Source organism: Psychrosphaera algicola, assembly GCF_028401425.1.
Classification (GTDB): domain Bacteria; phylum Pseudomonadota; class Gammaproteobacteria; order Enterobacterales; family Alteromonadaceae; genus Psychrosphaera; species Psychrosphaera algicola.
Genome location: NZ_JAQOMS010000002.1, coordinates 2,684,621 through 2,698,140, shown reverse-complemented (window position 1 = coordinate 2,698,140; position 13,520 = coordinate 2,684,621). Strand labels below are relative to the sequence as shown.

Genomic DNA, 13,520 nt, shown 5'->3' with positions numbered 1-13,520 from the left:
TTTTGTATTATGTGTACCTTGGCACACCACGGGTTTTAAATAAGGGATGGATTGTCGTTGCAAGTTTATTGCGGTCGTCTTTATCTAAATAAAAGTCGTCAAGAGATAAAACAGCAACCGTTAATCCTGCAGATTGTCTAAGGTAATCGGCAATAAAGTCGGTCAAAGTTGACTTGCCCGAACCTTGGCAGCCATTAATACCGATAAACAGAGGTGCAGATTTCGTCGTGGATTTAAGTAAGACTTGTTTTGCTACTGGAATGAACCATTTTGGTGCAATGTCACAAAATGATCCACCGAGTTTATGTTTAGCGATAAAGTCTTTTATAAAACTATTTTCCATCTGTCCTCCGCCTTTATTGGCGTCTCTGCCTACTGATTTAGGGCTTTTCGTTAGATTCTGAGTATCTCAGTTGCCACAACAAATTAGTGAACTTAATAAATCTGATAGTGAACAAATCTTCAACAAACGTGCCAGTATCGGGTTAAATGCCATTTTCATTTTAAAAATACACGGTTTTTGACGCCTTTGCGCCGTATCTATAGGCCATTTAAGCTCAGCTGTTAAATGAGATTTATCTCTTACAAGTACAGTGTTGTCGACGAATCGGCCGTGTTAGACTGACGCGAATTTGATTTCTTAATGAGAGGTTTTTGTGGCACTGCGTTTTAATCGACCCTTTGGTGCGCAAATTAAAGCGATTAGCTTTGATTTGGACGACACCCTTTATTACAACGACGAAGTGATTGTCCGTGCAGAACAGGCCCAATTTGACGCGGTTTGTGAACGGGTTCCCGCAGCTAAGGAAGTGGGCATTGACCCTTGGATAGCGTTAAAGTGGCAGCTGGCAATTGACGATCCTGAAATTCGTCACGATGTTACGCATTGGCGAAAAACCATGATTAGACAAGGTTTAGCCATGTTTGATTTATCCGGTCATGACATAGAAGCGCTGAATAGTCACATATTTGATGTGTTTTATACTGCGCGTTCTGATTTTGTGGTGCCGCAACAGACTTTTGATGTGCTAGCGAAACTGGCTGAGCGCTTTCCATTGATCGCCGCAACAAATGGTAATGCTGACATTGAACGCATTGGCCTTGCGCCTTATTTTGCGGCGTATTATCGAGCGGGGCAGCCTGATGTTCGAATGAAGCCTTATCCTGATATGTTAATTCAAGCGGCAGAGCAGCTGGATATTGCTCCACAACATATTCTGCACTTGGGTGATAACTCAGAGACAGATGTAGGTGCCGCGCTAAATGCGGGCTGTTCAAGTTTGTGGTTTAACCCTGAGCAAAAAATCAATCCTTTAAGCCATTTAGCCGATGGTGAATATTCAGACTTGGATGATTTGTTACAGCTGTTATAATACCTGTTTATAGATCCAGTTTTTCGATCTCTTTTGCCATTAAAAGGTTATTTTTGTATGGACGTTTATATTCCGTCGGCCGATACAGGTTCGGCAGATACTCAGACTTTAAAGCTAAACGAACTCAATGAACGTCAATATGAAGCCGTGACTGCGGCACCGCAAAATATGCTGATCTTGGCAGGTGCGGGTTCGGGAAAGACCAAAGTATTGATTTCCCGTATTGGTTTTTTGATCCGCGCTCATCAAGTTTCGCCATTTTCAATTATGGCAGTAACGTTTACCAATAAAGCGGCGGCGGAGATGCGCCATCGTTTAGAGTCACTATTAGGCCACGGAGCGGTGGGCTCTGCTTATGGTTCAAGTGGCATGTGGATAGGCACATTCCATGGTTTGGCGCATCGCTTTTTACGAACGCACTTTCGTGAAGCCAACTTACCTGAAAGCTTTCAAGTTTTGGATTCTGACGATCAGCATCGGTTAATTCGCCGTGTAATGAAAAGCCTAAATTTGGATGAAAAGCGCTATCCGCCAAAACAATGCATGTGGTACATCAATGGCAAAAAGATGAAGGGCTACGACCAAAACATATCGAGTCGTTTGATCCAACGGAACAGGTCATGTTGCAGGTGTACAAAACGTATCAAGAAGCCTGTGACCGTGCTGGCTTAGTCGACTTTGCCGAAATACTGCTCCGCAGTCATGAGATATTGGCCACGCATAGCGATATTTTAAACCACTACCGCAAGCGATTCCGCCATATATTGGTGGACGAGTTTCAAGATACCAATAGCATTCAGTATGCCTGGATCAGATTGTTGTCTGGGAGTAACCCCGGCGCAATGGTAGATGATATTCCAGCAGCACATGTGATGATTGTTGGCGACGATGACCAATCAATCTATGGTTGGCGCGGGGCTCGTGTTGAAAATATTCACAATTTCCAAAAAGAATTCGAATCGGTAGAAATGATCCGGCTCGAACAGAACTATCGTTCTACCGCCAATATTCTAAAAGCGGCCAATGCAGTTATTGCTAATAATAGTGACAGACTTGGCAAAGACTTGTGGACGGAAGGGCGTGAAGGCGACCCGATTGGGCTTTATACCGCATTTAACGACTTAGACGAAGCTCGTTTTGTGGCGGGTAATATTAAAAAATGGCAGGAAGAAGGTGGTTCATTATCAGAAACCGCCATATTGTATCGTAACAATGCTCAGTCACGTGTGCTGGAAGAAGCCTTATTACAAAGTGGCATTAAGTACCGAATTTACGGCGGTTTACGATTTTTTGAACGTCAAGAAATCAAAGATGCACTCGCCTATTTACGTATGGTATCTAACCGTGACGATGACGCTGCATTTGAACGTGTTATTAATACTCCGGCCCGTGGTATCGGTGAAAAATCACTGCAAACCATCCGTGATGCCGCACGTAGCCAAAATTTAACTATGTGGCAGGCCGCTGGCCGACTAATAGACGAAAAAGCCATGGCAGCAAGAGCAATGACGGCTGTGCGTGGATTTATGGATTTAGTACAAAACCTAGAAACTGGTGTTGCCGATTTACCGCTACATGAACAAGCTGACCAAGTCATTCAGTCGTCTGGTTTAAAAGCAATGTACCAAGCTGAAAAAGGCGAAAAAGGACAAACTCGAGTCGAAAACTTAGAAGAATTAGTCACCGCGTGTCGCCAATATGAACCTGACGAAAACATGCAGGAAATGCCTCTGTTAGCGGCATTTTTATCCCACGCATCATTAGAGTCTGGTGAATCTCAAGCTGACGCCTTTGAAGATGCGGTGCAGTTAATGACATTGCACAGTGCAAAAGGACTTGAATTCCCAATGGTGTTTTTGGTTGGCGTTGAAGAAGGTATGTTCCCGAGTCAACAAAGCTCGGATGCGCCGGAACGACTAGAAGAAGAACGTCGTTTAGCGTATGTCGGTATGACCCGTGCGATGGAAAAATTATTCATAACACACGCCGAATCTCGCCGGATGTATGGACAAGAGCATTATCACCGACCATCGCGATTTATTTCAGAGATCCCAAAAGAGTGTCTTTATGAAATCAAGCTAACTACCAGTCAGCCAAGACAGTCGAGTTACGGTCAAGGCGGCAGTGGCTCAGGAAATGCTAACAGCGGTTACAAACCGAGTTCTCAGTATGGTAGTTCGACGGGCTACGGATCTGGCCAATCAAAATCGAAAAGCAACTATGGTGCTTCAGCCAGCCACATAAAGTTTTCTGAAAGTGCCTTTGGTCTAGGCCAACGCGTGCAACATGCAAAATTTGGTGAAGGTACAGTGTTAAACTGTGAAGGAGATGGTGACAACTCCCGTATTCAGGTTAATTTTGATCAGTTTGGTGCTAAGTGGCTTGTGACAACTTACGCTAAATTAACAAAAATCTAACCTCGATGTACTTGCTAAGGTATCCTATCGCAATTGCGGCTCAGTCAGCAGCGTGGGTTACTTTGGCTCGCAGGCGAGGCGGATTGGACTTTAAATTGGTTATCTCGTGAATTCAATGCAATTGATAGCGACAAACCCCTTGATATTGTGCGTTTTGGTTCGCGTGAAAATAACCAAAGTACCTTCCACCAAGTTCACGATATTCGAACTAAGCAGTATAAAAAGCAATTAGGCCAAGAATCGGACATCATAATGTTTGATGCTTTTGCTGGGTTTAATCCCGATGCTTTTGGGGCATTGGCGGGCACAGTACGACGAGGTGGTTTGGTTATTCTGGTGACGCCAAGTATTGAACACTGGCCTATGTTTGCAGATCCCGAATTGAACCGAGTTTGTGTTGAACCGTTTAAATTTGACCAAATCGAACATCATTTTATCCAGCGGTTGGTTACACTTTTGACTGCCGCACCTTCGGTAATTAAGATCTTTCAATCTGAGCATTCTATAGTCGACCAACTGGCGCCAGTACGGCTTCAAAGCATTGATGTAAAAACCGATATAAACGTAAAACAAGGTTTAGATTTTGGTTGTATTACTACCGATCAAACCAACGCTGTTACATCGATATTAGCGTTAGCAAACCAAAATCAAAAACGGGCGCTGGTATTAACTGCCGACCGAGGCAGGGGTAAGTCCACAAGTTTGGCGATTGCCGCTTGGCAGTTAATTGAAGCAAAGTTAAGCACTTGTTCAACGAATGAAGCTGACTTAACAATTGTTCTAACGTGTCCACTTGTTGATTCTGTATCGGGGTTAATGTCGCACTTTTATCACTTAGCTTGCGCAAGCCAATCAGCGGTTGAGCGCTCAGGAAATTCCATTTATTCGAACCGTCAGTCTCCTTATGAGTGGCAAGTGAAGTTTGTCGCACCTGATCAACTCGCCTTGTTATTACCTGACGCAAATTATGTTTTGATAGATGAAGCTGCCGCCATTCCAATTCAAATGCTGTCGCCTGTTTTTAATCATTACAGCTGTTGTATTTTGGCTTCTACCCAACATGGTTATGAAGGCACGGGGCGCGGGTTTGAATATAAACTTAAGCCAGCGCTGCACACCTATTTTGAGACTGTCGAATACATTGAACTCAGTCAGCCAATACGATGGTCAGCACATGACAACTTAGAGCCAATTGTAAACCGCCTGTTGGCATTAGACGTTGAGTTAGCGGATATTACGGCGATACATACTCGATTAACGCCACATGTACCGGCGACATCAGGATCTGAGGCTAATGCCCTAACCCAACTCAATATTTATCCTGTTGAACAAGCAGAACTCGCTAACAATATAACGTTAACTGATCAGATATTTGCGCTGTTAGTGCATGCCCATTATCGAACATCACCTAACGACTTAAGGCTACTGTTGGACAGTCCAAATATGACCGTTTGGCTTGCCGAGGACCAAGGCGTTGTCGTTGCTGCGGCACTCGTGGCTAAAGAAGGTGAAATTGAAGGGCCGCTTGCTGAGCAGATCTGTCAGGGTCGACGTCGGCCAAGAGGCCATTTATTCCCTCAATCCTTACTTAATCACGGAGGGTTTAAACACGCCGGTAATTACCACTACAGCCGAATTGTGCGTATTGCTGTGCACCCTAAACTGCAGAGCTTTGGCATTGGCAGTAAATTAGTCTCTACAATCGAAGCATATTCGATAGCAACAGGCGTAGATTTTTTGTGTACCAGTTTTGGGTTAACAGAGAGTTTATTGCGTTTTTGGAAAAATAATCGTTTTGTTGCGGCGAGATTAGGATTAAAGCCCGAGGCCTCAACGGGTGAGCTATCGTTAATGATGTGGAAATGTCTAACTTCGGCATCAAGAGCGTTTTACAACACAGTCAATCAACGTTTTGTTGCATCATTAACGACAGAGTTAAAATTTATAGATGAACGAAAAAAATGGTTAACCGAATCTTGGTTTACGGCATTATTTGAACTCGATATTACGCAGTCAAATAAGTGCCCAGAAATCCCCCATACGTTGACAAATCAGGACATGGTGGATTTAACCTACCTGACCCAGCATTTTCGATTACCAGATAACTGCCTATTGGCGTTGTATCGCCTGACGAAACAGTCAAAAGCAAATGACCTACTTTCTGCCTGGTTTAATGACGGACTCAGCCGAGCAGAGTTGCAATCTCAGTTTGGTTTATCGTCTGACAAACAATGGCAAAGCGCAGTCCGACAGGCAGTACAATATCGAATGAATTTAATGTAGCAAACATAGTGAGAAAGCACCTAGCAACTTATTGATACGTATGTATTAGGTATTTTGATTAGTTTAATTTATTTATAAGTTAATTTTCTATACAGTTGAGACGCGAAAATAGTATTTAAAGGACTAATGATGTCAATTCGAAAGAGATTAAAAGCAATAAAATTCAGTGGGTTTGCTATAGCAAGTTTATTATTGTCAGCATTTTCTGCTTACCCCCAATCGGTGTCTGTGCCATCAGAAGTGTATGGTGAGCTGCCTGAAAAAGCCTAATCGCTATATCGCCGAGCGCTAATCGCATGGCGTATCGCACAACATCAAAAGATCGCGATTTACTTGTGGCCGTTGACATGGTTGAAGGCAAGTTACTTCAAGCGGCGTCGATCGAAAATATCAACCCGAATAATATATATTTTGTTAGTGAAAATATTGTCATTTTTGTGGCGACTAAAAATGTACGAATTGGCGGCTATCGAGGCCGACATGACTCAAGTTGGGCTTATGCGTTTAATATTGAAACTGGCAAAATCCACGCATTATTAGAGCAAGATTACGGGATATATAAAGGCCAAACGCGCTTGGGCCGAATCTTAGGTATATCCAAAGATAAAAAATACGCTTTTATGCCAGCTTATGAAAATCCATGGCTCATATAATTTGTATCGTGTTAGTTTGGAAAAGCGTCGTAAACCTCGAATCCACCAAAAAGGATCAGGGGATACTGTAGATTTTTTTGTCGGAAACGATGGCGAGGTACTCGCACGTGAACGATATAACAATAAGTCTGACCTGCACCGCATAGAAGCCCGTCACGATGATGATTGGGTCGAAATTTATCGCGAAGTGACTGACATAAGAACCAAAGGTTTTAATGGTCTAACACCGGATAAAAAGAGCTTAGTTTTTAGAACGTATAACTCAGATGGCCGTCGTGCTTATTACACTATGTCTTTAAAAGACGGTGCAATTTCAGAACCTATATTTATCCATGACAAAATGGATGTGAGTGGATTGCTAACGGATCTTACTCGCACCGTATATGGCGTGTCATACTCCGGTATGACGCCAGCTTACGAATTTTTTGATCCTAAATTAAATGCTCGAATAAAAGGCATAAATAAGGCATTGCCTAACAACTGGTTTTCCATTAGAGATTACACCCCAAGCTGGGACAATATTGTATTTTATATGGATGGTGAACTTAGTTCGGGCGATTATATCCTTTATTCAAAAGGAGAAATCTCAATGCTGGCTCAACGTCGTCCCAAGATCCCACCGGAGGCTGTGCATGCTGTTGTAGAAACCGAATTTAAAGCCAGAGATGGAATTACCATTCCGACGTTGCTCACTATGCCTAATGGCAAAGAACCGACTAATTTACCGACCATAATAATGCCCCACGGTGGACCTAAATCCCATGATACAAAAGGGTTTAATTATTTTGCTCAATTTTTTGCGTCAAAAGGCTATTTGGTTGTGCAACCGCAATTTAGAGGTAGCACAGGTTTTGGATTAGATTTTATTCGAGCTGGCAACGGTGAATGGGGCCGAAAAATGCAAGATGATCTCACGGACTCAGTCACAACTCTGGCCAAAGAAGGGCTTGTTGATGATGAACGAGTTTGTATTGTCGGTTCTAGCTATGGCGGTTTTGCCGCTTTAGCCGGTGCCACATTCACGCCAGATTTATACAAGTGTGTGGTTTCAATTAATGGCGTTTCAGATATTTCAGAAATGATGGAATCGGAACGTCGTGATTATGGGTCAGATCATTGGGTTATCTCCTATTGGGAAAATGCGATTGCCAATGGCAAATTTGATGATGATCATTTAGACCAAATATCGCCAATTAATCATGTCAAAAATGTTAAAGCGCCAATTTTACTTATCCATGGCCAATTTGATGAAGTGGTCCCTGTAGGGCAATCGCGAGAGATGGCAGATGAATTGGAAGATGAAGATAAAGATGTCACTTTAATTGAGTTGAAGGGCGGTAATCATCATTTGAGCAAAGCAGAAAATAGAATGAAAGCGATAAAAGCAATTGAAACATTTGTGGAAAAACATATATAACTAACGCTGCGCTAAACAAAATGGTGATGACATGAGAAAGTTTAATATCGGTCCGGCATTTTTAGTGACCGCGGCATTTATAGGGCCATAAGCACGGTCATTACCGCAACACTCGCGGGGGCCAATTATGGTTACGCCCTTGTCTGGGCGCTATTATTTTCAGTCATTGCCACCATCATTTTACAGGGCATGACGGCAAGGTTAGGCATTATCTCCCAACGAGGATTGGCCGAGAACATTGTGGCAACAATGCCAAACAAGTACTTTAAGTGGGCGGCCAGTGGTCTCATTTTAAGCGCAGTTGTTATTGGCAATGGCGCGTATCAAGGTGGCAATATTGCGGGGGCCAGTTTAGGACTAGAAGGGTTATTTGGTAAGCTCGGAACAGACGTTTCTTTATGGCCTTGGGTTATTGGCTTAGTTGCCTTCGGCCTGTTAATTACAGGCAGCTATCGATTAATTGAGTCAGCACTTATTGCTCTTGTTTTAGTGATGAGCACGGCGTTTGTGGTAACAGCGGTTTTAGTCGGTGTCGACATTGGTCAATTGTGGTCTGGACTAACGACCTTAGCAAGTGCCTAGTGGCGCGATGTTAACCGTAATTGCACTTATCGGGACAACCGTTGTGCCGTACAATTTATTTTTACATACCGCGAGTGTTGCTAAAAAATGGCATAACCCCGATGACATTAAATTAGCAAATCGTGATCTTTATTTTTCGATACCTATTGGCGGCGTGTTAAGTATCGCCATTGTTTCCACCGCAGCCACGGCATTTTTTGGACATCAAATCAATATTCAATCCGCGGCGGATATCGCTCCAGCCTTAGAACCGGTTTTTGGTAGTAGTGCAAAATGGTTGTTATCAACTGGTTTATTTTGTGCCGGAGTCAGTTCTGCGGTAACCGCTCCTCTTGCTGCTGCATTTGCATTAACAGGGTTAACAGGTAAAGCGTTTGATATTTCAGACAAGCGATTTAAGTTGGTCTGGGCAACCATACTTATTATTGGCATTATTCCCGCGAGTTTGGGTTTTAAGCCGGTATCTATAATTGTGTTTGCTCAAATTGCCAATGGCGTCATGTTGCCTTTGATTGTGTTGTTTTTACTGTGGATCATGAATAGTCAATTACTTGGTATTTATAAAAATAATCGACGTCAAAATATCTTGGGTGGCTTGGTATTACTGGTGTCACTGATGCTTTCAGCAAAATCGTTATTTGGCTAAGTGCTTCTGTTAAGACGCTTGTAACCCAGTTTGAAGCGCAATAGTAAGCTATGGCGGGTTACTTTTTCATGTAATGTTGTCGTTCCTGCGGCGTAAATTTCTCAATGGCATAACGGAGCATCGTGCGTGGCATGGTCTTGTGGTATTTATCTAAAAATGCCACTTCGACCGATTTATTGCGATTCCCGATTTCTCGCAACATCCACCCCACAGCTTTATGCATTAAGTCTTCTTTGTCATGTAACAATATTTCTGCAAGCGCCAGAGTGTCTGCGTAGTCGTCTTGTTTGATAAAATACAACGTCGTGATTATGGCAATTCGACGCTGCCAAAGGTTACAGGATTGAGCTAATTCATACAGTACTGCGGTGTCTTTGCCATGGAGCTGAGGGCCTAAAATCTTATAGGCTGAACTATCGACCAAATCCCAGTTATTCACTTTCTGAGAATGTTGAATATATAGATCTGCGATGGTTTGTTTGTCTGTGTCGATTTTAGATTTTTGATAACGTTCGACTAATATAAACACCGCAACCATTCGGGTTTCGTGATATTCATGATTAAGTAATTCAAATACCTTTGGAATGGTCATAGATTTACATTGTTTGGCGACGGCACGTAATGTTGCGGTTCGGATCCCATAAAACTGATCGCCCTCTCCATATTGCCCCTTTTGCGTTTTAAAAAATCGTTGAGACGTATTGGCTATTTCTGGAGAAGCTAATTCGGCTAACCTATTAACTAGAGTTTGTGTGTCGCTGATAACCATTCTATTTTGCCCATTATGTATTATTGATAAATACGTTACTTTTTAAGCCCAAACGTAGACTTCAATACCCTTCTAGATTCTATATTAATCTAATAAGTTAAGTCTCTTAAGCGCTAAGCACAAATAATAATAACGGTTATTTTGTTGAGCTTGATCAACTCAGACAATTTATTATTGTTTTAAAGTAGCGCCAATCGTGAAAAACAATTGGGAACTTAGAGTGCAAAACGTGTCGACATCTCATCTACCATTGATGAACAAATACAATATGAATGGCCCACGCTATACCTCTTACCCAACAGCACTTGAGTTTCAGTACGACTTCTCTAACAAAAATTTTTGTCAAGCTGTGGCACAGAGCGAAACCGACAACTTATCGATTTATATCCACATTCCATTTTGCCATAAGCTTTGTTATTACTGTGGTTGCAATAAAGTAGTGACTCGTCATAAACATAAGGCAGATATATACCTAGATTATTTAGCCAAAGAAATCGAAAGCCGGGCAAGTTTGTTTCAAGATCACAAAGTCGTGCAAATTCATTTCGGTGGCGGAACTCCCAGTTTTTTATCAAAAGCGCAATTTTCACGGATTATCGCACTTCTCAATACACAATTTGAGTTCGACCAAAAGTGGGAAATGAGCATTGAAATCGATCCGCGAGAAATCGAATTGGATTATTTAGACCATTTGTATTCCCTTGGATTTACTCGTTTGAGTTTTGGTGTTCAAGATACCAATCTGCAAGTACAAGAAGCCATTAATCGGGTGCAGGATTTAACATTTATTAAAAGTTTACTGCGCCGCGCAAGAGATCTTGGTTTTTGTTCAATTAATCTAGACGTGATATATGGGTTGCCGCATCAATCGCCTGTGCTATTTGAGAAAACATTAAATGATATTTTAGACTGTGATCCTGACCGAATCTCACTGTTTAGTTATGCTCATATGCCGTCTCGTTTCGCCGCTCAACGAAAGATCAAAGATGAATGGTTACCTACGCCAGACGTTAAAATGTCATTAATGTTGCGAGCATTGGATGTGTTTGTCGAAAAAGGATATATCGCAATAGGCATGGATCATTTTGCCAAACCTAATGACGATTTAGCACAGGCGCAACAATCTGGGCAATTGCATCGAAATTTTCAGGGATATACCACGTTAGGCAGCAGTGACTTACTAGGGCTTGGAGTGTCCTCGATAAGTTCAATAGGGAATAGTTTTAGCCAGAATTATAAGTCGTTAACAGACTATTATGCCTCTATTGATACATACAAAAATGCCGTTGAAAAAGGGTTGTGGCTAAGTCGAGATGACCAAATTCGAGGCGATGTGATTAAAACGTTAATGTGTAATTTTTTGGTTAATATTTCAGATATCGAAAAACGATGGCAAATTGATTTTAAAACCTACTTTGAAAACGAATTAAATGCACTCGATCCTATGATAAAAGACCATATGCTTCAGCTAGAAGAAAACCACATTCGAGTTACTCAAAGCGGAAAGTTATTTGTACGTACAATCTGTATGACGTTCGATAAGTACATGGCGGCTCAACTCAATCAACAACGTTTTTCCCGTATAATTTAACGGGTCAGAACCACCTTTATTTCGTTCTCGCTAGAGTTGCCCAACCTCTGGTTTTTGAAAGTGGTTCTGCCCCTTAATTCTTTGATATAGCTAACGACTTTTTGTGTCCGACAAGGCACAATAGTCTTATTCTAATTTCTCAAAAGTGAACAACCGAGTGCTTGAGCAATTTATCCCGTATTTACCCGCATTTTTGGGCGGTGTTGTAGTCTTTGTATTGCTGATACTTTTGGTGACGAGCCGAATTAAAATGGCGCAACAACAAATGCATGCCGAACAATTACAGCGGCATTTGATAGAAAAAGACGCACAAATAGAGGCGATAAAAAGTGAGCTGGCACAACAAACCAATTCAGTTTTAAACTTTCAGACGCAAACCAACCTAGCTCGGCAGGAAGTCGCTAAACTGCAAGCTGATAATCAAGGTTTACTAACGCGTATTTCTGAGCGCGATGAGCAATTGGTTATTGCGAATCAACAACATAAAGAATCAGCGGTGCAATTGCACCGGATGCAAGGGATCCAACTTGAGTTGTCAAATGAACTGACCGAGTTGAGAACAAATTTAAGTGCTAAAGAAGATCAATTTGAACAGCAGAAAAAAGACATCGAAGCGCAAAAAGGCCAGCTCAAAATGGAATTTTCTAACCTAGCTAATCAGATCTTAGAAGAAAAAGGTAAATCTTTTAGCCTGTCGAATAAATCAGAACTTGATGCCATTCTCCGTCCGTTTAAAGAACAAGTCGAAGGCTTTCAAAAGCGGGTTAATGAAGTGCACTCCGAGTCAGTCAAAGGTCAGGCTAATTTGGCCTCTGAGTTGAAAAAAGTACTCGACGTTGGGGTGCAAATGTCTGACGAGGCAAATAACCTTGCAACAGCACTGAAAGGTGAGAAAAAGACGGCGGGTAACTGGGGTGAGATTCAACTTGAGCGCACCTTACAACTCGCGGGTTTAGTCAAAGGCGATCATTACGATAGTCAGGAAAAATTTGTCGACGCGGAAGGTCAACGTCGTTTGCCTGATTTTGTGATCAAATTGCCAGATAATAAACATATTGTTATCGACAGCAAAGTTTCCTTAGTCGCCTATGACCGGGCTATTTCCGCTAAAACCGACGCTGAAACTCAAGTGGCCCTTGATGAACATGTCGGCGCCGTTAAAAATCATATCGACGATTTAACTAAAAAGATTATGCCAATTTAATCGGCATGCGCAGTCCGAGCTTTGTATTGATGTTTATGCCAATTGAACCCGCATACATAGAGGCGTTAAAGCACAACAAAGATATGTTTACTTACGGATACGAACGCAATGTCATCCTAGTATCACACACAACCTTGATGCCAATTTTAAAAACTGTTGCTAATTTGTGGCGGATAGAACAAGGCAACCAAGAAGCTCGTGAAATTAGTGAACGAGCCGGAGAGATATACAATCAAGTCTGTTTAGTTGCCGAACGTTTGCAAAAACTTGGCCGCACGCTGGATACCGTTGGCAAACAATACAATGATACGGTTAAGGGACTCGCTGGAAAACAAGGCCTAGCGGGCAAAGTGGAACGTTTTAGTCGTTTGTCGAATAAAGTCTCCAAATCGATGCCTAAGATTGAGCCAAGCCATATTGATGTCGAACATGAACGATTGGATTTGATCGCAGAACCCGTAAACAACCCTGATTTTTCATCAGCGCCTGAACCTGAAGATGAAAAACTGGCCGAACATACTACCGCCGTTTTAGAGGCGGACGACAATAAAGCAACAACGTCAAAATAATAATACTCATCAAAAG

The 13,520-nt window shown here is 42.1% G+C and carries 10 protein-coding genes and 2 pseudogenes; 10 read left to right on the top strand and 2 right to left on the bottom strand.

Going from position 1 to position 13,520, the window contains the following annotated elements; all coding sequences use genetic code 11:
• Positions 1–7 precede the first annotated feature (7 nt).
• Positions 8–343 carry a hypothetical protein gene (locus tag PN838_RS14665; protein WP_272181154.1) on the bottom strand — a complete coding sequence of 112 codons (336 nt, stop codon included), beginning with the start codon at positions 341–343 and terminating at the stop codon, positions 8–10.
• Positions 344–656: 313 nt separating this feature from the next.
• Here PN838_RS14665 and PN838_RS14660 point away from each other — a divergent pair, with 313 nt between their 5' ends.
• From PN838_RS14660 to PN838_RS14630, 8 genes and pseudogenes are all read left to right on the top strand, one after another.
• Positions 657–1,373, top strand: coding sequence for an HAD-IA family hydrolase (locus PN838_RS14660; RefSeq protein WP_272181153.1), 717 nt, complete (start codon positions 657–659; stop codon positions 1,371–1,373).
• A gap of 57 nt (positions 1,374–1,430) precedes the next feature.
• Positions 1,431–2,269: pseudogene (locus PN838_RS27405) on the top strand (UvrD-helicase domain-containing protein); the annotation flags it as partial.
• On the top strand, positions 2,246–3,790 hold the full coding sequence (locus PN838_RS14655; protein ID WP_370661112.1) for a 3'-5' exonuclease: 1,545 nt from the start codon (positions 2,246–2,248) through the stop codon (positions 3,788–3,790). The pseudogene PN838_RS27405 and the gene PN838_RS14655, both read left to right, overlap by 24 nt.
• Positions 3,791–3,823: 33 nt before the next feature.
• On the top strand, positions 3,824–6,073 hold the full coding sequence (locus PN838_RS14650; protein WP_272181152.1) for a GNAT family N-acetyltransferase: 2,250 nt from the start codon (positions 3,824–3,826) through the stop codon (positions 6,071–6,073).
• Positions 6,074–6,369: 296 nt separating this feature from the next.
• Positions 6,370–6,726: a hypothetical protein gene (locus tag PN838_RS14645; protein WP_272181151.1), complete on the top strand. Its 357-nt coding sequence runs from the start codon at positions 6,370–6,372 to the stop codon at positions 6,724–6,726.
• Between the two features lies 1 nt (position 6,727).
• The gene (locus PN838_RS14640; protein WP_272181150.1) at positions 6,728–8,143 is read left to right on the top strand and encodes an alpha/beta hydrolase family protein; all 1,416 of its coding nucleotides are present in this window, start codon (positions 6,728–6,730) and stop codon (positions 8,141–8,143) included.
• A gap of 57 nt (positions 8,144–8,200) precedes the next feature.
• Entirely contained in the window at positions 8,201–8,725 is a 525-nt protein-coding gene (locus tag PN838_RS14635; RefSeq protein ID WP_334313521.1) for a divalent metal cation transporter, read from the top strand.
• 7 nt (positions 8,726–8,732) lie between these two features.
• Entirely contained in the window at positions 8,733–9,371 is a 639-nt protein-coding gene (locus PN838_RS14630; protein WP_272181149.1) for an NRAMP family divalent metal transporter, read from the top strand.
• Between the two features lie 58 nt (positions 9,372–9,429).
• On the opposite strand, the gene PN838_RS14625 is transcribed toward PN838_RS14630, so the two are convergent.
• Positions 9,430–10,140 carry a DNA alkylation repair protein gene (locus tag PN838_RS14625; RefSeq protein WP_272181148.1) on the bottom strand — a complete coding sequence of 237 codons (711 nt, stop codon included), beginning with the start codon at positions 10,138–10,140 and terminating at the stop codon, positions 9,430–9,432.
• A 250-nt stretch (positions 10,141–10,390) separates the two neighbouring features.
• Here PN838_RS14625 and hemN point away from each other — a divergent pair, with 250 nt between their 5' ends.
• Positions 10,391–11,731 carry an oxygen-independent coproporphyrinogen III oxidase gene (hemN, locus tag PN838_RS14620; RefSeq protein WP_215964618.1) on the top strand — a complete coding sequence of 447 codons (1,341 nt, stop codon included), beginning with the start codon at positions 10,391–10,393 and terminating at the stop codon, positions 11,729–11,731.
• Between the two features lie 250 nt (positions 11,732–11,981).
• A pseudogene (locus PN838_RS27400) lies at positions 11,982–13,504 on the top strand (DNA recombination protein RmuC).
• The last annotated feature ends 16 nt before the right edge of the window (positions 13,505–13,520 follow it).

What these genes read in the sequence shown, in the direction of transcription:
- PN838_RS14665 (WP_272181154.1), bottom strand. Translation starts at nt 343, where the DNA reads ATGGAAAATAGTTTTATAAAAGACTTTATCGCTAAACATAAACTCGGT.
- PN838_RS14655 (WP_370661112.1), top strand. Translation starts at nt 2,246, where the DNA reads ATGATTGTTGGCGACGATGACCAATCAATCTATGGTTGGCGCGGGGCT.
- PN838_RS14645 (WP_272181151.1), top strand. Translation starts at nt 6,370, where the DNA reads ATGGCGTATCGCACAACATCAAAAGATCGCGATTTACTTGTGGCCGTT.
- PN838_RS14630 (WP_272181149.1), top strand. Translation starts at nt 8,733, where the DNA reads ATGTTAACCGTAATTGCACTTATCGGGACAACCGTTGTGCCGTACAAT.
- PN838_RS14625 (WP_272181148.1), bottom strand. Translation starts at nt 10,140, where the DNA reads ATGGTTATCAGCGACACACAAACTCTAGTTAATAGGTTAGCCGAATTA.